The organism is Flavisphingopyxis soli (assembly GCF_007995095.1).
In the GTDB taxonomy this organism is placed as follows: domain Bacteria; phylum Pseudomonadota; class Alphaproteobacteria; order Sphingomonadales; family Sphingomonadaceae; genus Flavisphingopyxis; species Flavisphingopyxis soli.
The window spans coordinates 245,273-266,578 of record NZ_VOPY01000003.1; the positions used below are offsets into that span (position 1 = coordinate 245,273).

The window sequence follows — 21,306 nt, forward strand, 5'->3', positions numbered from 1 at the left end:
TCTTTGTCGAACAAGTGCGTTCCAGTAAACGCCCAATTGGCGGATAGAGGACCTTTATGCGGTAAAGCCGAAAAATTCGGTAAACGGCCCACCGCCGGTTACGCGAATTTGGCGATTACGGCCGCGATCTCCAGGCTGCGTTTGCGCGCCGCATGGTCGAACACCGAGCTGGCGACGATCAGCTCGTCGACCTGGGTTCGCGCGATGAACGCCGCGACTTTTTCACGCACCGTGTCGGGCGAACCGATCGCGCTCGCCGACAGCACGCCGTCGAGCAACGCATTGCCCTGGTCGCCCAACGTGTCGCGATAGCCACGTACTGGCGGCGGCATTTTGCCCGGATTGCCGGTCCGGAGCCGGACAAAGCTTTGCTGCATCGATGTCGCCAGATATTCGGCCTCGTCGTCGGTGTCGGCGGCGATGATGTTGAACCCCGCCATCGCGTAAGGTTTGTCGAGCACCGCCGAGGGGCGGAACTGGTCGCGGTAGACCTTGAGCGCATCGTCGAGCGCCTGCGGTGCAAAATGGCTGGCAAAGGCATAAGGCAGGCCGAGCGCGGCGGCGACCTGCGCGCCGTAGAGGCTCGATCCGAGGATATAGAGCTGCACATCGGCGCCCGCGCCGGGGGTCGCGCTGATCCCCGTCTGGCCCCCCAAATCAGTATCAGGGCCGGCGAAATAGGACTGCAGCTCCAGGACGTCGCGGGGAAACTCGCTCGCGTCGCTTGCCAGCGTGCGGCGCAACGCCTGCGCGACACGCTGATCGCTGCCCGGTGCACGACCGAGGCCAAGGTCGATCCGGCCTGGATATAGCGCGTCGAGCGTGCCGAACTGTTCGGCGATCACGAGCGGACTGTGGTTGGGCAGCATGATCCCGCCCGCGCCGACGCGGATGGTCTTGGTCGCGGCGGCGACATGGCCGATGACGATGCTCGTCGCCGCGCTCGCGATCCCCGCCATGCCGTGATGCTCGGCCACCCAGTAGCGGTTGAAGCCGAGATCCTCGACATGGCGGGCGATATCGGCGGCATTGGCAAAGGCCTGGGCGAGGCTGCCGCCTTCGGTGACGGGGACGAGGTCGAGCAGGGCAAATTTGGTCATGGCCACCAGATGGTTGTCGGCGCAGCAAATCGCAATGGCGTCTTCGCCATCTGTCCACACGGCGCCGGATCGGCTAGCCCCGCGCGATGAACCGCATCATCACCCTGACGTTCGAACCAGCCGTCGACATGACGACCACAACTCCGCGCGTTGTCCCGACCGACAAACTGCGCTGCACCAAGCCACGGCGCGATCCCGGCGGTGGCGGCATCAACGTTGCCCGCGTCGTCACCGAACTGGGTGGAGAGGCGCTCGCGGTTTTTCCCGCCGGCGGCCCGACCGGGCAACTCTTGACCGAAATGATCGAGCAACGCGGCGTGCAATGCCGCGCCATCGCCATGCGCGAAGGGACCCGGCGCAACATCACCGTCAACGCGACCGAAAGCGGCGAACAGTTCCGCTTCGTCATGCCCGCGCCGGTGCTCAGCGAGGTCGAAGCCGAGGCGCTGGTCGCAGCGGCGGTCGATGCGCTCGAACCGGGCGGCTGGCTGGTGCTCGGCGGCGGCGTTCCCCAGGCGCATGCCGCGTTGCTCGGACCGCTGCTGGAGCGGGCGAAGGAACTCGGCGTGCGCGTCGTGGCCGACACATCGGGAGCCGCGCTCGAGGCGATCCGCGGCGTTTGGCTGACCAAGCCCAATTTGCTCGAGCTCGAAACGATGGCCGGGCGCAGCCTAGCGGGGGACGATGCGATCGCGACGGCGGCGCGTGCCTGCCTGATCGAAGCTGGCATCAGCGATATGGTCGTCGTCTCGCTCGCCGCAGACGGCGCCTTGCTCGTCACAGCCGATCGTCATCGACGCTTCGCCGCGCCGCCGGTCGAGGCCGACAGCGCGGTTGGTGCCGGCGATGCGATGGTCGCGGGTATCGTCCTCGCCTCACAGCGCGGCATGGGTATCGACGAGGCAGTGCATTACGGCACGATCGTCGGTTCGGCAGCGTTGCTCACCCCTGCGACCGAGTTGGTCCACAGGGCCGATGTCGAGCGGCTGCTCGGCGAAAACGGTTAGTCAGCGGCCCTCGGGGGCCGCGTTCGCGCCACGTACCGCCTTGGTTTCTTCGGCGGGTCGTGGGGTGTTGCCGCGAACGTATGCGCGCTGTCCGCCGATCCAGGTCTCGGCGACCTTGGCATTGCGGATCGTTTCGGGGTCGGCGGTCAGCGGGTCGATGTCGAGCAGGACGAAATCGGCGCGCTTGCCCGGGGTCAGCGATCCCAGCCGATCCTCGGCAAAGCCGGCATAGGCACCGCCCGTCGTGAATGCTGCAATTGCCTGTTCGCGCGTGACGCGTTCGCGGGGGATCCAGCCGCCGAGCGGCTGACCTTCGGCGTCGAGCCGGGTCATCGCCACGGCAATTCCTGGGAAGGGGTTGGGGCTTTCGACCGGCACATCGGAGCCGAATGCGAGATGCGCGCCGTTGCGCAGCATCGAACCCCAGGCATAGGCTCCGCCAAGCCGCCCGGTCGGCGAAAGGTCGGGACCCATCCGCACCGTCGCCATTTTCCAGTCGCTGGTCTGGTGGACCGGTTGCATCGAGGCGACGATGCCGTTCTTGCCAAAGCGCGGCAGGTCGGCGGGATCGACGATCTGGGCATGTTCGATCCGCCAGCGCCGGTCGCCGCCGAAGCGATCGACGACGCTGTCGATCGCGTCGAGCACTTCCTGGTTGGCACGGTCGCCGATCGCGTGGACCGCGACCTGGAACCCGTCCATCGAGGCGCGCACCAGCTTGTTGCGCAGCTCCGAATAGCTCAGCATCGGCAGGCCGGTCTGGTCGGGTGCGTCGGCGTAGGGCGCCTTGAGCCATGCGCCGCGCGATCCCAGTGCGCCGTCGAGGTACAGCTTAACCCCAACCATCCTGAGGCGGTCTTCATAGAGCCACGGCGTCGGGTGCGGCCCGGCGATCGCGACCATGTTTTCGATCCCCATGCCGTAGGAAATGATCCGTACATTCAACCGGTTGAGATCGCCGGCGCGGCGGAATGCCTGCCAGGCGGGCATGTCGGTGCCCATGTCGGCAATCGCCGTGATGCCGTTCTCGAGCAGGATCGCCTGCGCTGCGGCGAGCGCGCGGTCGTAATCGCGCGGCAGCGGCTGTGGCACGACGCGCTGGACCAGCGACTGGGCATTGTCGACAAACACCCCGGCGGGCTTGCCGTTCGCCATCTCGACGCGGCCACCCTCTGGCGTCGGCGTCTTGGCAGTTACCTGCGCGGCGGCGATTGCCTTGCTGTTGGCCCAGCTGGCATGGCCGTCGACGCGTTCGAGAAAGGCGGGACGATTGCCCGTCACGGCGTCGAGTTCGGCGGCGGTCGGATAGCGGCCGAGGCCCCATTTCTCCTGGTTCCAGCCGCGCCCGAGGATCCACGGCACATCGGGATTTGCGGCCGAATATTTGGCGATCCGGTCGAGCGCTTCGGCGAGCGAACTGGTGTCCGACAGGTCGAGTAGAAGGGCCTGGAAACCGAGCCCGATGACATGGCCGTGCGCGTCGATCAGCCCCGGCATCAGGTGGCGGCCTTCGCCGTCATAGCGATAGGTCAGCCCGTCCTTGGGCCGCTTGTCCTTTTTAGCCAGCAGCTTCTTGACGTGGCCGTCGTCGCTGACGACGATGCCGGTGAAGCGGACGACCTGACCGGCATCGTCGAGCGTGAACCCATCGACATTGTCGACCAGCCCGTCGGCAAATGCGGGTGCGCTTGTCGTTACAAGCAGCGCGACCAGCGCGGCGCGGGCAAAACGGGTCATCATCATCGTTTCAGTCTCCGGATCAGCGAACTTGTGTCCTGCCGCGCGCCGCCCATCGCCTGCACGTCGGCATAAAATTGGTCGACCAGCGCCGCGACCGGGACCGAGGCGCCGTTGCGGCGCGCCTCGTCGAGCGCGAGACCGAGGTCCTTGCGCATCCAGTCGACCGCGAAGCCGAAATCGAATTCGTCCTTGGCCATCGTTGCCCAGCGATTGCTCATCTGCCAGCTGCCGGCCGCGCCGCCCGAGACCGCCTCGAAGGTCTTGTCCATGTCGAGGCCCGCCGCCTGCGCGAAGGCGATCGCTTCCGACAGGCCCTCGATTACCCCGGCGATGGCGATCTGGTTGACCATCTTGGCGGTCTGCCCCGCACCCGCCGCGCCGACATGGACGATGCGTGATGCATAGGCATCCATCACCGGTTCGGCGGCGGTAAAGGCGGCGTCGCTGCCGCCACACATGATCGCGAGGCTGCCGTTCTCGGCGCCCGCCTGGCCGCCCGACACGGGCGCGTCGAGGGCCAGTACGCCATGGTCGCCGGCTTCGCGCTCGATTCGCCGCGCGAGGTCGGCCGAGACCGTCGTATGATCGATCGCCAGACTGCCCTTCGCCATTGCGCTTAGCGCGCCGTCGCTGCCGAGCATGACCTCGGCGAGATCGTCGTCATTGCCAACGCAGCTGATGACGATGTCGCATCCGCGCGCCGCGTCGGCCGGACTGTCATGGACGGTTGCGGCGAACGTGCCCGCCGCGCGTTCGGCCTTGTCGCGCGAGCGATTGAACAAAGCGAGCGTGTGGCCCGCGGTCGCGAGGTGCCGCGCCATGGGAGCGCCCATCACGCCGGTACCGATAAATGCTATTTTTGCCATGGGGGGTCTTTAGCCAAGCCGGTGCCCCGACGCCAGAGATGCGAACAATGCGGCGAGGCGAGTCGATTTCGCGCCGGGCCGTTAACGTTTGGCCCTTGCCTGTCCCGTTCTGATTCACCTTGGCGAGTCAAAGCCGATCGGGGCGCGCAGACTGCACTATTTCGTGGTAAAGAGGGTTTGCGCGACGGGCCGCTGGGTGCATAACACCGGCTCTGCCCAGAGGGTGATCGATGCAAAGAGGTTAACAAACGCGGTGACTGCGCCCTTTAAATTTCCCCGGTTCTTCGTCACCACGCCTGGTCCGTGCCCCTATCTGCCGGGCAAGACCGAGCGGAAGGTGTTCACCGAGCTGGGTGGCGATCAGGCGCACGATTTGAACGACGCGCTGGGCCGGATCGGTTTTCGTCGCAGCCAGAATGTCGCCTACCGGCCGAGCTGCATCGATTGCACCGCGTGCGTATCGGTGCGCATCGTCGCCGACGATTTTACCGCTTCCTCCAGCCAGCGGCGGACGATCAAGCGCAACCGGGCGATCACCACGACGATGTGCAAGCCATGGGCGACCGAGGAACAGTTCGCGCTGCTGCGTCGCTATCTTGCCGCTCGCCATCCCGACGGCGGGATGACCGAGATGGACGAAAGCGATTTCGCCGACATGGTCGAGCTGAGCCCGGTGGACAGCTTCATGATCGAATATCGCGAACCCGGTGTCGGCGACGTGCCGGGGCAGCTGATCGGCGCCTGCCTGACTGACCGCCAGGCCGACGGCCTGTCGATGGTCTACAGTTTCTTCGAACCCGACCATCCCGCCTTTGACGGGCTGGGCACGTACATCATCCTCGACCACATCGCCAAGGCGCGCGAGGGCGCATTGCCTTACGTCTATCTCGGCTATTGGGTCGAGGGCAGCCCACGCATGCAGTACAAGACGCGCTACCAGCCGCTCGAACGTCTCGGCCCCGACGGCTGGTCGCGGATGGTGGTGAGCGCGGGAAAGACCGCGCCGACGCCCTGCGCCAAGCTGCGCGCGACGGTCAGGGCGCTGCAGGACGCCTGATTTGCGCCAATGCCCCGGCGATATGGTCGCCGAGCCGTTCGACCTCACCCGCTGATAATCGCAAGCCGAGCTTGGTTCGCCGCCAGAGGACATCGTCGGCGGTGCGCGCGAATTCATTGTCGATCAGGTGCTGTACCTCGGCCTCGTAGAGGTCGGCGCCGAAATGCTGGCCGAGGTCGGACGGCCGTTTCGCATCGCCCAGGATCGCGTTGCTCGCGCTACCATAGCTGCGCGCATATCGGGCGAGCATCGCAGGCGGCAGGGCGGGGTACTGGCTCGCCAGCACCGCGGCATAGGCACTGGGCCCACCCGCCCCGATCGTTCCACCAGGCAGAGGTGAGTCCGCTGTCCAGTCTCCGCGGCCTGCGTCGATTTCGGGCGCCAGCAGCGCCAGCACATCCTCGGCCAAGCGGCGATAGGTGGTGATCTTCCCGCCGATGATGTGCACGGCCTGTGGAACGTCGCCGCCACCGTCATGCTTGAGGACATAGTTGCGCGTCACATCGGCGGCATCGGTGCTGCCGTCGTCGTAGAGCGATCGCACGCCGGCGTAGGTCCAGACGATGTCACTGCGATCGATCGCCTTGGCGAAATGGCGGTTGGCGACATCGATCAGATAGTCGGTCTCACCATCCGATATCGCGACCTCGCCCATTTCGCTGAGCGGCGGCGGGTCTGCATCAGTGGTCCCGATCAGCGTGAAATCCTGCTCATAGGGCAGTGCGAAGACGATCCGCCGGTCGTCGTTCTGGAAGATGAAGGCGCGGTCGAGGTCGTGGATCCGCGGAACGACGATATGGCTGCCCTTGACCAGCCGAACGACGTGGCCAGCCGGCGCGCTCGACGCCATTGCGCTTCCGGTCAGCGCCATGACCTGTTCGACCCATGGCCCCGCCGCATTGACGACGGCGCGTGCGGTCAGCGTGAAGTCTTCGCCATCGCCGCGCACGGCAACGCGCCAGAGATCGCCGTCGCGCGCAATCCCGACGCATGCGTGCCGCGTCAGGATCGTTGCCCCGTGCGCCTTGGCATCGACCGCGTTGAGCACGACGAGCCGCGCGTCGTCGACCCAGCAATCCGAATATTCGAACCCGCGCGTATAATCACCCGCGAGCAGCCCCGCGAACGGCGGGCGGTCGAGCCGCACGCCTTTCGACCCCGGCAGGCTGCGGCGCATATCGAGCCAGTCGTAGAGCAACAGCCCGATGCGGATCATCCACGCCGGACGCAGCCGCGCATCGTGCGGCAAGACGAACCGCATCGGCCAGACGATGTGCGGCGCGATGTGCAACAGCACTTCGCGTTCTTTCAGTGCCTTGCGGACGAGGCTGAACTCGTACTGTTCGAGATAGCGGATGCCGCCATGGACCAGCTTCGAACTCGCCGAAGACGTATGCGCGGCAAGGTCGTCGCGCTCGACCAACGCCACCTTGAGCCCGCGGCCCGCGGCATCGCGCGCCACGCCTGCGCCGTTGATGCCGCCGCCGATGACGATCAGGTCGAACGCGTTTTCCATGGGCGCAGCTATTGCATGATGACACGCGCTTGCGAAGCGCGTTAGGCGTGACACCATGATCCAGCCAACCCGCTCCACCTATTCGTCCCAGACCCTCTCGCTCAACGCGTGGCACTGGGGCGATCCCGCCAACCCGCCGCTGTTGCTCGTTCATGGCGGGCTTGACCATGCGCGCAGCTGGGACTGGATCGCGCGAGAGCTTGCCGCCGACTGGCACGTCGTCGCGCCCGACCTGCGCGGTCATGGCGATAGCGACTGGGCGAGCAGTAGCGGCTATCCGATGATGAACTTCGTCTATGATCTCGGCGAGATCGTTCGCCAGCTCGGCTGGGATCGCTTCACGCTGATCGGCCATTCGCTCGGCGGCAATATCGCGCTGCGCTATGCGGGGCTGTTTCCCGACCGGATCGAGCGCCTCGTCTCGATCGAGGGGCTCGGCCCGTCGCCCGACATGCTCGCCAAGCGCGTCGAAAAAGGCATCGAGAACCGGCTGCGCGACTGGTTTGACGATGTTCGCACCGCCTCGGGGCGGAGCCATCGTGCCTATGGCAGCGTCGCCGATGCCGAGGCGCGGATGCGCGCCGCCAACGCGCACCTGTCCGAAGACCAGGTCCGCCACCTGACCGAACACGGGCTGCGGCAGCAAAGCGATGGCGAAGGTGAGGGCGGCTGGCGCTGGAAGTTCGACCCGATGATCCGCGCCTGGTGCCCGCTCGACATCACGCAGGACGAAATCCATGGCCTGTGGGGCAAGATCGCCTGCCCGACTTGGCTCGCCTATGGCGGCAAGAGCTGGGCCTCGAACCCCGCCGAAGACGGCCGCGATGCCTATTTCTCCAACGCGCACGTCACGCTCTACGAAGACGCGGGCCACTGGCTCCACCACGACGCGTTCGATGCATTCATGTCGGATCTGCGCGCGTTTATCGAGTGATCACGGTATTGGGTGATCCAAGGCGCACCATGTGGGCCAAGGAAAGGATGAATGACCAGTAACGACCCACTTGCGGACGTTTGTAATCTCGCTACGCTCAGAAAATGGAGACTCGCGCCAAAGTATTTCTCGGGAGTGTTACGACGGGACTTGTCATAATGTTGGCGGTGTCGCTTGTGCTGGCATTGATCGACGTGCCAAAGATCGGAAGGAGCGATCCAAAGCAGGCCGCAAAGTATCGCCCGCCCTTGTTCAATTTCTTCGAAACCTACGTCAGTGGCTCGGTGCTGGGAGTGGCCGTCGGCTCAACAAAAGCTGACGCAATTCAAGCGGCGGAACTTGCGGGCCTAACGGTAGAGCCAAGCGGATGGGGGGATAACCGAGCGGGAGGCGCAAGCCTTTACGAGAGACCAAACCTTCTTGCGACCATGCTCAGACAGACGCATCTGAATTTTCACGACGAAGCGGACTTGCTTGGAGGGATGACAATTCATTTTAGCGATGGCCGTGTGGAACGTATCGAAGTCCATTACATCAATACCGAACTTATTTAGACTTGAAGTAATCTATGCGGGCTTCCCACCCAATTTCGGCCGGCGGCGAGGTGCGGCAGCAACGCGAGGATCTGTCGGAGGGCTAACGACCCAATTGCCGACATTGTCGCGAGGGACTATGATCGCCGAGATGAAGATGGCCAAGGGCAAATTGGCTTTTGCAGCTCTAATTCTCTGGGAGAGCTACTGGACCTACGTCTATCTTACGGCGAGTGTGCCAGACACGGAGATGGCTATGCCAGCCGCCATTCTGTTCGGCGGAGTTATTCCCATAATTCTGCTTACACTCGGCGCAGCGGCCATCTGGCTCGGCAGGACAGTCTTCAAGCGGCGCTGGTGAAGTCCGCTCCCCACCCAATTGCAGACATCGAAGTTTGCAAACGAAGCAATGTGGTTTTCACGACCGCTAACCGATGCTCGGCATCCCTGGCGCCACGCTGTCGTGCTTGTCGGCGCGTTTCCAGCCGAACAGCAGGTCGCGCTCGAGGTGGCCGCGCAGGCCGGCATAGTATGCGCTGAGGAACCCCTCGGCGTCGGAGACATGCTCAGCCCAGCCGATCCGCCCGACGATCGCGTCGGTGACGACCCACATCTGCGCGTCGTCCTTCAATCGCAGCACCTCTTCGAGCCGGGTCAGTTCGGCGACGCCGTAGGCCGCCAGCTGCGCGCGGGTGAAGACATAGCGATGCGCATCATATTGCGGTGCCGACAGGTCCTCGCCGAGCTTCTGCTTGCCCGTTTCGATCACCCACGTCCCCGCGAGCAGGTCGCCGACGCGCATGCGGTCGCGGTTGAACAACAGGAACAGGGTGAAGAGCAGCGCCCAGCCGACCCCGAACAGGACGACCCAGCCGTCGAGCCCGCCGCCTGCACCGCGGAAGCTGAGCATCGTCAGCGGCAGGAACAGTTCGATTTCGCGCATCAGGTTGCGCGCGATGACCTGGTCGACATTGAGCGCGTCGCCGTCGCGCGAGACGACGCGCAGGCCGAGCAGGCGCTTGCCCGGCGTTGCCGCGCGCTTGCCCGCCTCGAACCCGATGAACCAGAAATTGCGCAACAGGAACATCGCGATCATCACGCCGATCATCAGCGGCTCGCCGCGTTCGAACCCCAGTGAGATCACGCCGAATACCGCGAGCAGGATCACCGCGATAAACATCAGCAGCAACAGGCCGAGATCGACCGTCAGCGCGGCGAGGCGAGCGCCGGCGCTGCCGATCGTTACGCCGAGGTCGAACCCCTCGGGCGTGACGAGTGCACGGCGGCGCTTGCCGTCGGTGGTGGCGACCCGCGCGCTGCTCATTGCGGCACTTCCTCTTTCGGACGGATGCGCAGGCCGTAATAATAACCGCACCAAAGGACCAACATGCCGCCGCCGATCACATAGCGGGCAAGATCGCTCGTGATCGTCTGGCGTCCGATGCCTTCGAGCAGTCCGGCGATCAGCAGCATGATGATTACCCCGACCATCGCGACGCCCGCTGTGCGCCCCGCGCGCGCCGCCGCGTCGATCCGGCTCGATTCGCCGGGAAAGGCGACCGCGGTACCGATCCGAAGGCCCGCCGCGCCGGCCAGCACGATCGCGAACAGTTCGGTCGTCCCGTGAATCGACAGCCAGCCGACGAACTGCCAGCCCAGCCCCTTGGCGAAATAGACTTGTGCCATCGCCCCCATCAGCGCGCCGTTGGTCGCCACGAGCAACACCGTCGGGACGGCGAAGGCGAAGCCGAGCGCAAAGGCGAGGATCGCGATCTGCGCGTTGTGGACGAACAGATAGGCGGCGAAACCCGAGAGGAAGTCGCCGCCGCCATAGAGAATTTCGCGCAGCGATGCCGCGCTCGCCTCGGGCCCGCGCCCCTGCGCCATCTCGCCGACGATCGCGGCAAACCAGACCGGATCGAGCGCGACCAGCCGCCATCCCGCGATGATGCCGATCGCCAGCACTGCGAACATGACCAGCGTCTCTTTCCATAGGCTGCGCATCGCGGCGGGCCAGTCGGTCAGGAAGAAACGCCCGATCCGCGGCCCCAATTGTCCGCGCGCGCCATAGAGATAATGATAGCCGCGCAGCGACAGCGCCTCGAGATAGGCGAGCAATTGCGCGTCGAGCACCGCGCTGCGCGCAACCGCGAGCGACGAGAGCGTCGCGCGATAGAGCAACGGCAGCTGGACGAGTTCCTCTTCGCTCAGCTTGCGCGGCGATTTCTTCTCGGCGTGGTCGAGCAGCGCTTCGAATGCGGCCCACTGGTCCTCGCGCTCGGCGCGAAAGCTGGCGAGCGACTGGCGCACTGCACCGATATTGCTTCTGATTTCGCCGCTGCTGTTCACAATCGGTCCTCGCGCTTGAGCGTCAGATACCGTTCGAGCAGCGCCGGGCCGATCTCGTCGTGCGTCGCCTCGATCACCTCGACGCCGAGCAGGCGCAGGCGTTCGATCACCAGCTGGCGTTCGCGCAACAGCGCGCCCGCAGTGACCGCACGCGCGACGTCTTCGCCGCTTGCAGGTTCGGCGTCGGCCATCGCCTCGAGCTCGGCATCGCGCATCAGGACGAACAAGACGAGGTGGCGGCGCGTCAGCGCGCCGACGTTGCGGAGCATCAATTCGGCCGAGATGCTGTCGACGAAATCGGTGAAGATGACGACGAGCGAACGCCGTTCGAGCCGCGCGCCGAGCGTCGTCAGCGCGAGCGTGAAATTGGTTTCCTCGGGCGAATAGTCGATCTCGGCGGCGCGCTGTTGCAGCAGCGAAAATCCGGCGACCCCGCTCATCGCCCCGCTGGCGACGCGCGGGCGCGAATCGAAGCCGAACAGGCGCACGCTGTCGCCGCCCTTCAACGCCATGAACGCGGTCAGCAGCGCCGCGCCGACCGCGCGATCGACCTTTGGCATGCCCGCGACGGGTTCGCACATCAACCGCCCGCTATCGATCGCCAGCACGACCGACTGGTTGTGGTCGGTGCGATATTCGCGCGCGAGCAGCTCGCCGTGGCGCGCGCTGCGTTTCCAGTCGATGCTGCGGCGTCCCATGCCCGGCTGATATTCGCGCAGCGCCTCGAACTCGCGTCCCTGGCCGCGCCGCCGCCGGTCCTGCTCGCCGGGCGCGGCTTCCTGCAAATAGCGCAGCGCCTGCGACCGCAATGTCTCGAGATCGGGGATGACCGCGATCGCGCGATCGACCGGCGCCGATGTCTGTTTCCACACCAGTCCGAACGCGCCCGGCCAGCGCAGCCACAGCCGCGCCACCGCTGCCTGTCCGCGCCGTACCGCCTCGAACGGGATCGCCAGCGTCGCCGACCGGTCGTCGATCGTCATCGCGTCGCTGTCGCCGATCGTGCGCAAGCGCGCGTCGGTCGCGATCCGCCCTTCGATCCGGCGCGGAACGCCGCGCGCGAAATCGGCCCCCAGGATCACGCGCCCGTGCGTCCCGACACCGATCATCGCGGGCAAGGCGACGCGCGGCGCGACGCTGACCGGGGCGACGCCGCTGACCGCATCAACGACGATGAACGCGGTGAGCAGGCACAAAGGCAGCAGGCCGAGATACCACGACGCCGGCAGCAACAGCGCGACGCCAAGCGCGGGCAGGGCGGCGGCCGCCGCCAGCCACGCCGCACGTCGCGCAGGATAGATCACCGCGGTGCCTCGACCGCTTCGACCAGCGCGGCGACGATCGGTTCGACCTCGCGCCCGTCGATCTGCGCGGTCGCCGACAGGATGACGCGGTGGCGCAGCGCGGGCACCGCGAGCGCCTTCACGTCGTCGGGCAGGACATAATCGCGTCCGTCGAGCGCGGCGCGAGCGCGTGCGCCGCGCGCCAGCATCGCGCCTGCACGCGGGCTGGCGCCAACCTCGAGATCGCCGCTCATGCGCGTCGCGCGCACCAGGCTGGCGATATAGGTGACGACTTCATCGATCAGCGTCACCGAACTTGCCGCGTCGATCGCCGCTTCAATCGTCTCGCGCGATGCTTGCGGGGTAATTTCCCACTTCGCCGGATCGTCGCGCATCGCCCCGCCGCCATGCGTCTTGATGATCATCTCTTCCTGCGCCTCGGTCGGATAGTCGACGCTGTGCTTGAACAGGAAGCGGTCGAGCTGCGCTTCGGGCAGCGGATAGACGCCTTGGTGTTCGATCGGGTTCTGCGTCGCCACCACCATGAAGGTGCGACCCAGTCGATGCGTCTCGCCATCGAACGTGACCGCATGTTCCTGCATCGCTTCGAGCAACGCGGCCTGCGTTTTAGCAGGCGTTCGGTTGATCTCGTCGGCGAGAAGGAGATCGCAGAAGATCGGCCCCTTGGTCATCGCGAATTCGCCCGACTGGAAATTGTAGATGTTCGATCCGATGATGTCGCCGGGCATCAGGTCGGGGGTGAACTGGATGCGCCCGAAATCGAGGCCGAGCGAAGCGGCGAACGCGCGCGCGGTCATCGTCTTGGCGGTCCCCGGCGGGCCTTCGAGCAGGATGTGCCCGCCGGCAAACAGCGCTGTCAGCATCAGGGCGATCATGTCGTCCTGGCCGGTGATGACGCGCGCGACCTCGCCCCGGATGGCATCGGCGAGCGGCTTGATCTCTTCAATTTTCACGGGTTTTCCCTTTTATCCAGCGATACAGGTCGTCGCTCGCAGCGAGCATTGACGGTTCATTCGTGGTCGCGCGCAACGCCGCCAGCTTGGCGCTGAAGCCTTGTCCGCCCTCTTCATCACGGCGGTCGAGCCACTGTAACAGCGCTTCGCCGTGCAGGCCGGCGGGCGCGCGCAACCGGCTCGCGGCGCGCATTTCGACGATATCGGCGTAATGGTCGCCCAGCCCGCCGATCTTGCCGCCGCGCCGCATCAGCCGCGCGGTCGCATCGGCCAGCGCGCGCTTGCCGAAACGCAGCACGCGCTCGGGCCGGGCGGCTTCGCCGAAGCGTCCCAGCCCACCGAGAAAGGCGAGCAAGGCGGCAAAGACGAGGCTGAGCGTGAGCGCCAGGAAGGGCGGTTCGAGCATCAGCTTCCCGAGGCTGCGTGAGACGGGCGCGCGCGCCAGGCTGAGATCAAACAGGATCTTGCTCTTCGGGTCGGTCTTGAGGCCGCGCAGCAGCGCGACCGCGGCGACGGCGTTGGCGCGCTTCGCCAGCCCTGCATTGTTGAGCATGTCGGCATCGACCAGCATCCAGTGCGGTTGCCCCTTGGTGGCAATCGGCCGTTGCGCAGCCGCGCTGTTGCCTTCGGTCGGGAGCGGTGCGTCGAGCGCCGCGGCGAATTCGTTCAAGCGCTTGCGGTTGATCCGCCCGGCCTTGTAGACGAAGCCCGGCTTGTTCGGATAGCGTGCGACCTGCCATTTGGGCAGGATGAACAGGGTCGACTTGAACCGGCGCAGCTCGGCCAGTTCGGCCAGCCGGTCGATGTCGAAACCGGCGTCGATCGGAACGACGAGAAGATCGGCGTCGGTCGCGGGGATCGAGCGCAGTTCGACATCTTCGCCCGCCAGTTCGAGCAGTTTGACGATCCCGGCATAGCCATTGCCGCCCTTGGCATCGGCGGTTGCCGCGCCCGGCGGGCTTGACCGGAAATCGGGGGCATAGGTCGCCAGCACGATAAACCCGGCAAGCGCGATGATGCTCGCGGCGATGCCCCAGGCGACCGCCCGGGGCGAGAATGGCTGGCTCTCACTCATGCCACGTGCCTCCGCCATCCTTCGGCGAAGGCGAAGTTTTCATAGGCCTGGCGCGCCTCGTGCCAGCCGTCACTGCCAACACTGCGGCGGGCGAAGAGCGCGCGTTCGACGATGCCCGCAATCCTTGAAAACGCATCGCGTGGCCGCGCCGGAAGGCGCGCGTCGACGGCGATATCGCGCGCGGTCAGAGAGGGCTGGAGGAAATCGGGCAGGCGGCGTGCAATGTCCTCGACGCTGCGCACCAGCAGCAGGTGGACCGCCGCTTCGTAATCGCCGGCTTCGGCCAGCGCATCGGCTTCGGCGAGCAGCGTGCGTGCGACGCGCGCTTCGGGTCGCCAGTCCGCATCGTCATCCTCGATATGCTCGCGTTTCCACCGCGATGCCCAGCCATATCCGCCGAGTTGCGCAATCACGAGATAGGCGACGAAGGCGGCGATCAGCGCAACCCCGGCCCAGAAGATATAGGTTGCGAAGGGTGCGAGCGCGGCGATGAATTCGGCGATCATCTTGGCGAGGCCCGACGGCTCGATTTTGGGCGGCGGGGCGAGGCTGAACTGGATCGACCGATCGGCAATCAATTCGGCATGCGCGCGCGCCAGCGTTGCTGCGTCGATTGCTCCGCCATCAGCGCTCATCAGCCGTCACCGCCCCCTGCGACCAGCGACAGTGTTCGTCGCTGTTTCCATGGTTTAGCGCAAGTCGGCGGACGTGCAAGGCGTCAGGTGCCGGGGTGGCCAAGGTCGCCGAGAATGGCGTCGACCGCCTGGTCGGCGATCCGGTCGCGGCCGATCGGGCCGTCGGGCCGGAACCAGTTGTGCGTCCAGTTGAGCATTCCGTAAAACAGCATGACCTTGACGCGCAGCGCGTCGCGATCACTGGCGTGGCGATCGATCACGGTGAACAGTGACTGGGTGAAATCGACGATGGCGCGCTGTTTGGTGACGATATCATCGCGCTGTGCCGCGGTCAGATGGTTGAGTTCGTAGAGCAGCACCTTCTGGCTGTCCGACGCGCCGACATAGTGATCGAGCAAGGCGCGCGCCAATTTCCGCAGCCGCGTTTCGGGCGGATCTGCGCTTGCGGCAACGGCGTCCTTCACCGCCAGCAGCGCATCGATATGGCTGCGCATGGCGTCGTAGAGGATATCCTCCTTGGCGGCGTAATAATGATAGATCAGCGACTTGGAGAAGCCGCCCGCCGCCGCGAGATCGGCGATCGAGGCGCCGCCGAACCCGCGTGCCGCAAACAGATGCGCGGCATGCGCGGTGATCGCCGCGCGCTTGGCATCGTAATCGGCGGCCTGGATTCGCGCCATCGCTGGTCCTTCCGGCCTAGGCCTCGTTCTGAGTGAGCAGATCGTAGGTCGCGACGAGTTCGTCCTTCTGGTTGAAGATCTCGACCGCCCATTTGACGACGCCCTCGTCGTCGGACTTCAATGATTTCGATCGGACCGTCAGCTCGACGCGCATCGCATCGTCGGGGTAAAGCGGGGTCAGGAAGCGCAGGTTTTCAAGGCCCGTATTGGCGAGCACCGGACCCGGATCGGGATCGACGAACAGGCCCGCGGCGAAGCTCAGGATGAGATAGCCGTGCGCGACGCGGCCTTCGAAGATCGGCGATGCCTTGGCCGCTTCTTCGTCCATGTGGGCATAGAAATTGTCGCCGGTGAACTCGGCAAAATGCTCGATATCGGCGATCGTCACGGTGCGGCTCGCGGTCTTGAGCGTGTCGCCGATATTCAGGTCGCGCATGCGTTTGCGGAACGGATGGGTGTCGACGAAATGCTTCGGCGCATCGGGAACATATTGCTCAGATATCGCCGCGATCATCGCCGGTGTCGACTGGATCGCGGTGCGCTGCATGTAATGTTTTACCGCGCGCGTGCCGCCCAGTTCCTCACTGCCGCCTGCGCGGCCCGGACCACCATGGACAAGGACGGGGAGCGGCGAGCCGTGGCCGGTCGACTCCCTGGCATTGTCGCGGTTTATGACGAGCATGCGGCCGTGATAGGCCGCCGCGCCGACGACGAAGTCGCGCGCGGCCTGCGGGTCGTGGGTGAACATCGACAGCGCCAGGCTGCCCATGCCGCGATTGGCCAGCGCGACCGCATCGGCGATGTCGTCATAGGGCATGATCGTCGCCACGGGGCCGAACGCCTCGATATCGTGGATCGCGGTCGCCGCCCAGGGATCGTCCGCGCGCAGCAGCACCGGCGGCATGAAGGCGCCGCCTTCGGGGCCCGTCGCTGCGGCAGGATCGCCCGACACGACGCGCGCGCCCGATGCAACGAGCTTGGCGATTTGCGCGCGTACGTCGTCGCGCTGCGCGCAGCTGACCAGCGCGCCCATGCCGCTTGCCTTGTCGCGCGGGTCGCCGACCGTCTTGGCTTCGAGAGCCCCGGCGATCGCGTCCTGCGCCGCGTCGAGATACGCGGCGGGGATGATCGCACGCCGGATCGCGGTGCATTTCTGCCCCGCCTTGACCGTGATCTCGTTGACGACCTCGGCAACGAACAGGTCGAATTCTGGCGTGCCGGGCGCGGCATCGGGGCCAAGGATCGCGGAGTTGAGGCTGTCCTGTTCGGCGACGAACCTGACCGATTCGCGCGCGATCGAGGGATGCGAGCGCAGCTTGCGCGCGGTCGCCGCCGAACCGGTGAAACTCACCATGTCCTGACCGGTCAGATGGTCGAACAGATCGCCGACGCCGCCGACGATCAGCTGCAGCGCGCCATCGGGCAGCAGGCCGCTATCGATCATCACGCGCACCGCCGCCTCGGTCAGATAGGCGGTCGAACTGGCCGGCTTGACGATCGCCGGAACGCCCGCGACCAGCGCCGGAGCGAGCTTTTCGAGCATGCCCCAGACGGGAAAGTTGAACGCGTTGATCATCACCGCCGCACCCTGCAGCGACGTGTAGATATGCTGGCCGATGAAGCTGCCCGATTTGCTCAGCGGTTCGACCGCGCCGTCGAGCAGGACATGCGCATCGGGCAGTTCGCGCCGCGCCTTCGAAGAAATCGACAGCATCGTGCCCGCGCCGCCCTCGATATCGATCCAGCCGTCCTTGCGCGTCGCGCCGGTCAGGTAGTTGAGCGCGTAGAGCTCCTCCTTGGCGGCAAGGATCGCAAGGCCGAGGCCCTTCACCATGTGGGCGCGCTCGTGGAAGGTCATCGCGCGCAGGGCTGGGCCGCCGACGGTGCGGGCGTGGTCGAGCATCGCGCCAAAATCGATCCCGCCCGATCCGGTCGTCGCGACCGGCGCGCCGTCGATCGCACTGACGAGTTGGGGCCGGTCGCCGGTTCCGGCAATCCATTCGCCACGCGCGTAATTGAGGAGGTCCTGCGTTTTCATAATCTAGCGTCCCGTGAAGCTGGGTTTGCGTTTTTCGGTGAAGGCGGCGACGCCCTCGGCATAATCGTGCGTCCCGCCGAGCATCCGCATCGCATCGCGCTCTTCGTCGAGTTCGGTGTCGAGGTCGTTGGTCCAGGCGGCGCGAACGCGCTTCTTGGTCTCGGCGAGGCCGCGCGTCGGTCCGGCGGCGAATTTCTCGGCGAGCGCGGTCGCTTCGGCGATCAGCGCCTCGTCATCGACGCATTTCCAGATCAGTCCCCATTCGGCGGCGGCCTCTGCCATCAGCGGTTCTCCCGTCAGCGCGAGGCCCATCGCGCGCGCCTGGCCGATCAGCCGCGGCAGGATCCATGTCCCGCCCGAATCGGGGATCAGGCCGATATTGGCGAACGACTGGATGAACTTCGCCGACCTGGCCGCGATGACGACGTCGCAGGCGAGGGCGATGTTTGCGCCGGCACCTGCGGCGACGCCGTTGACTGCGCAGACGACGGGCATCGGCAATGCGGCGATGCGGCGGATCAGGGGGTTGTAGTAGGTTTCGACCGAGTGGCCGAGATCGGGCGCGGCATTATCGGCCGAAACCGCGCGGTCGCCGAGATCCTGTCCGGCGCAGAAACCGCGCCCGGCTCCGGTCAGGAGAACGGCGCGAACGGTGTCGTCGGCTTTGATCGTGTCGAACGCGGCACGGACCTCTTCGTGCATCCGGACGTTGAAACTGTTGAGCCGGTCGGGCCGGTTGAGCGTGATCGTCGCAAGACCGTTCTGGCTGGAATATTCGATCGTTTCGAAGGTCATTCGGAGGCCTTTCGGATATCGGTATGGAGGATGGACCGAGGTTGATACATACAATAGAATTCGTTGACCGATCGGTCAATTTATTCTATTCTGCCACGCAGAACGGAGAGACGGATATGTACGCACAAAAGGTCGAATCGACCGGCGCCAGGCCCAAATCGCTCGACGAGATGGATCCGCAGGAACGCGCCTTCCAGGAGCGGATCGACGCCAACATCAAGATCGAGCCGAAGGAATGGATGCCCGAGGGCTATCGCAAGACGCTGATCCGGCAGATTTCGCAGCACGCGCATTCGGAAATTGTCGGGCAGCTTCCCGAGGGCAACTGGATCACGCGCGCGCCGACGCTCGACCGCAAGGCGATCCTGCTCGCCAAGGTGCAGGACGAGGCGGGCCATGGGCTCTACCTCTATTGCGCCGCCGAAACGCTCGGCGTGACGCGCGACCAGCTCACCGAGCAACTGCTTTCGGGCAAGGCGAAATATTCGTCGATCTTCAATTACCCGACGCTGACCTGGGCCGATATCGGCGCAATCGGCTGGCTCGTCGATGGTGCGGCGATCATGAACCAGGTGCCGCTGCAGCGCTGTTCCTACGGCCCCTACAGCCGCGCGATGATCCGCGTCTGCAAGGAGGAAAGCTTCCACCAGCGCCAGGGCTACGACATCATGATGGTGCTGTCGAAGGGCAGCGAAGAGCAGCGCGCGATGGCGCAGGACGCGCTCAACCGCTGGTGGTGGCCGTCGCTGATGATGTTCGGCCCGTCGGACGCCGAATCGGTCCACAGCGCGCAGTCGATGGCGTGGGGCATCAAGCAGGACAGCAACGACGATTTGCGTCAGAAATTCGTCGACCAGACCGTGCCGCAGGCCGAATATCTGGGGCTGAAAGTGCCCGACGACGATATCGTCTGGAACGAGGCGAAGAACGACGGCAAGGGCGGCTACGACTTTGGCGAAGTGAACTGGGACGAGTTTTTCGACGTGCTCGCGGGCAACGGCCCGTGCAACGCCGAACGCCTCGGCGCGCGGGTCAAGGCATGGGAAGACGGCGCCTGGTTCCGTGACGGGCTGATGGCGCACGCCGACAAGCAGGCAGCAAGGAAGATCGCGGCATGAGCGAGCACAAGCGCAAGGAATGGCCCTTGTGGGAGGTGTTCGTCCGCGGACAGCACGGCCTCAGCCACCGCCACGTCGGCAGCCTGCACGCGCCCGATGCCGAAATGGCGATCAACAATGCGCGCGACGTCTACACGCGGCGCAGCGAGGGCGTGTCGCTGTGGGTTGTTCCCGCCGACGCGATCACCGCGACGTCGCCCGGCGACAAGGAGCCGTTGTTCGAACCCGCCAACGACAAGGTCTATCGCCACCCAACCTTCTACGACATTCCCGACGAAATCGGGCATATGTGATGGGCGTCGAGACCATCAGGAAACCTGCCGATACGCGCGTCGCGGTGAAGCCTGCGTTCGATCTCGCGTTGCGGATGGGCGACAATGCGCTGATCCTGGCACAGCGCAACGCCGCCTGGTGCGGCCATGCGCCTGCGCTCGAAGAGGATATCGCGCTCGCCAACGTCGCGCTCGATCTGATCGGCCAGGCCAAATTGTGGCTCGGCTATGCCGGTGAACTCGAAGGTGAAGGACGCAGCGCCGACGATCTCGCCTTCCTGCGCGACGGGCGAGAGTTTCGCAACGTCCTGCTCGTCGAGACGCCCAATGGCGATTTCGGCCAGACGACGATGCGCCAGTGGCTTTACGATAGCTGGCACCATTTCATGCTCGAAGGCCTCAAGGCATCGAGCGACGAACGCATCGTCGAGATCGCCGAGAAATCGGCCAAGGAGGTCGCCTATCATCTCGAACGATCGACCGATCTCGTTATTCGTTTGGGCGATGGCACCGACGAGAGCCACAAGCGGATGCAGGACGCGCTCGACTATCTCTGGCCGTTCGCCCGCGAACTCGACGTCGCCGACGACGCCGACCGCGCCATCGCCGCCGCCGGGATAGGCCCCGACCTCGCGAGCGTTGCCGAAAAGGCGCTGGCCTATCGCAGCGAGGCGCTGTCGCAGGCGACGCTGACCGCGCCGACCGATGCCGTCCCGCGCAAGGGCGGCAAGGCGGGGGTGCACAGCGAGGCATTCGGCTTCATGCTCGCCGAGATGCAGGTGCTGCAACGCACGCATCCCGGGGTGAAATGGTAACGATGGCAGCGGTAACCGACCGACCCTCCGACGCGCAGGTGCAGGCGTGGCTCGAAACCGTGCCCGATCCCGAAATTCCGGTCGTATCGCTCGTCGATCTGGGCATCGTGCGCGGCTTTGCCTGGGACGACGACACGCTGGTCGTCACCGTCACGCCGACCTATTCGGGCTGTCCCGCGACCGCGGTGATCGCGATCGATGTCGAAACGACCTTGCTTGAAAATGGTGTCGAGAAGGTGCGCGTTGAATCGCAGCTTTCGCCCGCCTGGACGACCGACTGGATCAGCCAGGAGGGCAGGCGCAAGCTCCACGATTACGGCATCGTCCCGCCGGTCGATGGCAGCGCATGCGTCGGCGCGCTCAAGATGACCGGCGCTGCGGCGGCGGATATCGCGTGCCCGCGCTGCGCGTCGAAGGCGGTCGAGCGGATCAGCCAGTTCGGATCGACGCCGTGCAAGGCGAGCTATCGCTGCACCGACTGTCTCGAGCCGTTCGATTATTTCAAGAGCATCTGATGGG

At 65.5% G+C, this 21,306-nt stretch carries 22 protein-coding genes; 9 read left to right on the plus strand and 13 right to left on the minus strand.

From position 1 onward, the window contains the following. Positions 1-98: 98 nt before the first annotated feature. Positions 99-1,100: an LLM class flavin-dependent oxidoreductase gene (locus tag FSZ31_RS11510; protein WP_147123531.1), complete on the minus strand. Its 1,002-nt coding sequence runs from the start codon at positions 1,098-1,100 to the stop codon at positions 99-101. An 86-nt stretch (positions 1,101-1,186) separates the two neighbouring features. Here FSZ31_RS11510 and FSZ31_RS11515 point away from each other — a divergent pair, with 86 nt between their 5' ends. After that, positions 1,187-2,107, plus strand: coding sequence for a 1-phosphofructokinase family hexose kinase (locus FSZ31_RS11515; RefSeq protein WP_147123532.1), 921 nt, complete (start codon positions 1,187-1,189; stop codon positions 2,105-2,107). Here FSZ31_RS11515 and FSZ31_RS11520 read toward each other — a convergent pair whose 3' ends face one another. Next, positions 2,108-3,850 carry an amidohydrolase gene (locus FSZ31_RS11520; protein WP_147123533.1) on the minus strand — a complete coding sequence of 581 codons (1,743 nt, stop codon included), beginning with the start codon at positions 3,848-3,850 and terminating at the stop codon, positions 2,108-2,110. After that, positions 3,847-4,713, minus strand: a complete 867-nt coding sequence (locus FSZ31_RS11525; RefSeq protein ID WP_147123534.1) for an NAD(P)-dependent oxidoreductase — start codon at positions 4,711-4,713, stop codon at positions 3,847-3,849. The genes FSZ31_RS11520 and FSZ31_RS11525 overlap by 4 nt, the downstream gene beginning before the upstream one ends. 253 nt (positions 4,714-4,966) lie before the next feature. Here FSZ31_RS11525 and FSZ31_RS11530 point away from each other — a divergent pair, with 253 nt between their 5' ends. After that, positions 4,967-5,770, plus strand: coding sequence for an arginyltransferase (locus FSZ31_RS11530; RefSeq protein ID WP_147123535.1), 804 nt, complete (start codon positions 4,967-4,969; stop codon positions 5,768-5,770). On the opposite strand, the gene glpD is transcribed toward FSZ31_RS11530, so the two are convergent. Further along, positions 5,748-7,286 carry a glycerol-3-phosphate dehydrogenase gene (gene glpD, locus FSZ31_RS11535; RefSeq protein ID WP_147123536.1) on the minus strand — a complete coding sequence of 513 codons (1,539 nt, stop codon included), beginning with the start codon at positions 7,284-7,286 and terminating at the stop codon, positions 5,748-5,750. The genes FSZ31_RS11530 and glpD overlap by 23 nt on opposite strands. 55 nt (positions 7,287-7,341) lie before the next feature. Here glpD and FSZ31_RS11540 point away from each other — a divergent pair, with 55 nt between their 5' ends. The 3 genes from FSZ31_RS11540 (at position 7,342) to FSZ31_RS11550 (ending at position 9,114) form a co-directional block, all read left to right on the plus strand. Next, positions 7,342-8,220: an alpha/beta fold hydrolase gene (locus FSZ31_RS11540; protein WP_147123537.1), complete on the plus strand. Its 879-nt coding sequence runs from the start codon at positions 7,342-7,344 to the stop codon at positions 8,218-8,220. A gap of 104 nt (positions 8,221-8,324) precedes the next feature. Further along, positions 8,325-8,774, plus strand: a complete 450-nt coding sequence (locus FSZ31_RS11545; RefSeq protein ID WP_147123538.1) for a hypothetical protein — start codon at positions 8,325-8,327, stop codon at positions 8,772-8,774. Positions 8,775-8,892: 118 nt separating this feature from the next. After that, positions 8,893-9,114, plus strand: coding sequence for a hypothetical protein (locus FSZ31_RS11550; protein WP_147123539.1), 222 nt, complete (start codon positions 8,893-8,895; stop codon positions 9,112-9,114). Between the two features lie 66 nt (positions 9,115-9,180). Here the strand turns inward: FSZ31_RS11550 and FSZ31_RS11555 are convergent, their stop codons facing one another. The 9 genes from FSZ31_RS11555 to paaG all read right to left on the minus strand — a co-directional run bounded on the left by FSZ31_RS11555 (position 9,181) and on the right by paaG (position 18,582). Beyond that, positions 9,181-10,077 (minus strand): RDD family protein, encoded by an 897-nt coding sequence (locus FSZ31_RS11555; protein ID WP_147123540.1) that lies wholly within the window; start codon positions 10,075-10,077, stop codon positions 9,181-9,183. Beyond that, the gene (locus FSZ31_RS11560) at positions 10,074-11,102 is read right to left on the minus strand and encodes a stage II sporulation protein M (protein WP_236643793.1); all 1,029 of its coding nucleotides are present in this window, start codon (positions 11,100-11,102) and stop codon (positions 10,074-10,076) included. The genes FSZ31_RS11555 and FSZ31_RS11560 overlap by 4 nt, the downstream gene beginning before the upstream one ends. After that, positions 11,099-12,406, minus strand: a complete 1,308-nt coding sequence (locus FSZ31_RS11565) for a DUF58 domain-containing protein (RefSeq protein ID WP_147123541.1) — start codon at positions 12,404-12,406, stop codon at positions 11,099-11,101. Before FSZ31_RS11565 ends, FSZ31_RS11560 begins: the two co-directional genes overlap by 4 nt. Beyond that, positions 12,403-13,359 (minus strand): AAA family ATPase, encoded by a 957-nt coding sequence (locus tag FSZ31_RS11570; protein WP_147123542.1) that lies wholly within the window; start codon positions 13,357-13,359, stop codon positions 12,403-12,405. Before FSZ31_RS11570 ends, FSZ31_RS11565 begins: the two co-directional genes overlap by 4 nt. Continuing rightward, a complete protein-coding gene (locus tag FSZ31_RS11575) occupies positions 13,349-14,434 on the minus strand; it encodes a DUF4350 domain-containing protein (protein WP_147123543.1) in 1,086 nt (361 codons plus the stop codon). The genes FSZ31_RS11570 and FSZ31_RS11575 overlap by 11 nt, the downstream gene beginning before the upstream one ends. Next, entirely contained in the window at positions 14,431-15,069 is a 639-nt protein-coding gene (locus FSZ31_RS11580) for a DUF4129 domain-containing protein (protein ID WP_147123544.1), read from the minus strand. Before FSZ31_RS11580 ends, FSZ31_RS11575 begins: the two co-directional genes overlap by 4 nt. Positions 15,070-15,152: 83 nt before the next feature. Beyond that, positions 15,153-15,749, minus strand: a complete 597-nt coding sequence (locus FSZ31_RS11585; protein ID WP_147123545.1) for a TetR/AcrR family transcriptional regulator — start codon at positions 15,747-15,749, stop codon at positions 15,153-15,155. A gap of 16 nt (positions 15,750-15,765) precedes the next feature. Beyond that, positions 15,766-17,787 carry a phenylacetic acid degradation bifunctional protein PaaZ gene (paaZ, locus tag FSZ31_RS11590; protein WP_147123546.1) on the minus strand — a complete coding sequence of 674 codons (2,022 nt, stop codon included), beginning with the start codon at positions 17,785-17,787 and terminating at the stop codon, positions 15,766-15,768. 3 nt (positions 17,788-17,790) lie between these two features. Then, on the minus strand, positions 17,791-18,582 hold the full coding sequence (gene paaG, locus FSZ31_RS11595; protein ID WP_147123547.1) for a 2-(1,2-epoxy-1,2-dihydrophenyl)acetyl-CoA isomerase PaaG: 792 nt from the start codon (positions 18,580-18,582) through the stop codon (positions 17,791-17,793). A 116-nt stretch (positions 18,583-18,698) separates the two neighbouring features. Here paaG and paaA point away from each other — a divergent pair, with 116 nt between their 5' ends. Genes paaA through paaD form a run of 4 tightly spaced genes read left to right on the plus strand, consistent with a single transcriptional unit; the run spans position 18,699 to position 21,302 of the window. Then, positions 18,699-19,700 carry a 1,2-phenylacetyl-CoA epoxidase subunit PaaA gene (gene paaA, locus FSZ31_RS11600; RefSeq protein ID WP_147123548.1) on the plus strand — a complete coding sequence of 334 codons (1,002 nt, stop codon included), beginning with the start codon at positions 18,699-18,701 and terminating at the stop codon, positions 19,698-19,700. Then, positions 19,697-19,993: a 1,2-phenylacetyl-CoA epoxidase subunit PaaB gene (gene paaB, locus FSZ31_RS11605; RefSeq protein WP_147123549.1), complete on the plus strand. Its 297-nt coding sequence runs from the start codon at positions 19,697-19,699 to the stop codon at positions 19,991-19,993. Before paaA ends, paaB begins: the two co-directional genes overlap by 4 nt. Further along, positions 19,993-20,787 carry a 1,2-phenylacetyl-CoA epoxidase subunit PaaC gene (paaC, locus tag FSZ31_RS11610; protein WP_147123550.1) on the plus strand — a complete coding sequence of 265 codons (795 nt, stop codon included), beginning with the start codon at positions 19,993-19,995 and terminating at the stop codon, positions 20,785-20,787. The genes paaB and paaC overlap by 1 nt, the downstream gene beginning before the upstream one ends. Then, positions 20,781-21,302 (plus strand): 1,2-phenylacetyl-CoA epoxidase subunit PaaD, encoded by a 522-nt coding sequence (gene paaD, locus FSZ31_RS11615; RefSeq protein WP_236643794.1) that lies wholly within the window; start codon positions 20,781-20,783, stop codon positions 21,300-21,302. Before paaC ends, paaD begins: the two co-directional genes overlap by 7 nt. The last annotated feature ends 4 nt before the right edge of the window (positions 21,303-21,306 follow it).

Bases quoted from the DNA above. Each gene is read 5' to 3' on its own strand.
- FSZ31_RS11510 (WP_147123531.1), bottom strand. From the start codon at position 1,100: ATGACCAAATTTGCCCTGCTCGACCTCGTCCCCGTCACCGAAGGCGGC.
- FSZ31_RS11515 (WP_147123532.1), top strand. From the start codon at position 1,187: ATGAACCGCATCATCACCCTGACGTTCGAACCAGCCGTCGACATGACG.
- FSZ31_RS11520 (WP_147123533.1), bottom strand. From the start codon at position 3,850: ATGATGATGACCCGTTTTGCCCGCGCCGCGCTGGTCGCGCTGCTTGTA.
- FSZ31_RS11525 (WP_147123534.1), bottom strand. From the start codon at position 4,713: ATGGCAAAAATAGCATTTATCGGTACCGGCGTGATGGGCGCTCCCATG.
- glpD (WP_147123536.1), bottom strand. From the start codon at position 7,286: ATGGAAAACGCGTTCGACCTGATCGTCATCGGCGGCGGCATCAACGGC.
- FSZ31_RS11540 (WP_147123537.1), top strand. From the start codon at position 7,342: ATGATCCAGCCAACCCGCTCCACCTATTCGTCCCAGACCCTCTCGCTC.
- FSZ31_RS11545 (WP_147123538.1), top strand. From the start codon at position 8,325: ATGGAGACTCGCGCCAAAGTATTTCTCGGGAGTGTTACGACGGGACTT.
- FSZ31_RS11550 (WP_147123539.1), top strand. From the start codon at position 8,893: ATGATCGCCGAGATGAAGATGGCCAAGGGCAAATTGGCTTTTGCAGCT.
- FSZ31_RS11555 (WP_147123540.1), bottom strand. From the start codon at position 10,077: ATGAGCAGCGCGCGGGTCGCCACCACCGACGGCAAGCGCCGCCGTGCA.
- FSZ31_RS11575 (WP_147123543.1), bottom strand. From the start codon at position 14,434: ATGAGTGAGAGCCAGCCATTCTCGCCCCGGGCGGTCGCCTGGGGCATC.
- FSZ31_RS11580 (WP_147123544.1), bottom strand. From the start codon at position 15,069: ATGAGCGCTGATGGCGGAGCAATCGACGCAGCAACGCTGGCGCGCGCG.
- FSZ31_RS11585 (WP_147123545.1), bottom strand. From the start codon at position 15,749: ATGGCGCGAATCCAGGCCGCCGATTACGATGCCAAGCGCGCGGCGATC.
- paaZ (WP_147123546.1), bottom strand. From the start codon at position 17,787: ATGAAAACGCAGGACCTCCTCAATTACGCGCGTGGCGAATGGATTGCC.
- paaG (WP_147123547.1), bottom strand. From the start codon at position 18,582: ATGACCTTCGAAACGATCGAATATTCCAGCCAGAACGGTCTTGCGACG.
- paaA (WP_147123548.1), top strand. From the start codon at position 18,699: ATGTACGCACAAAAGGTCGAATCGACCGGCGCCAGGCCCAAATCGCTC.
- paaB (WP_147123549.1), top strand. From the start codon at position 19,697: ATGAGCGAGCACAAGCGCAAGGAATGGCCCTTGTGGGAGGTGTTCGTC.
- paaC (WP_147123550.1), top strand. From the start codon at position 19,993: ATGGGCGTCGAGACCATCAGGAAACCTGCCGATACGCGCGTCGCGGTG.
- paaD (WP_236643794.1), top strand. From the start codon at position 20,781: ATGGTAACGATGGCAGCGGTAACCGACCGACCCTCCGACGCGCAGGTG.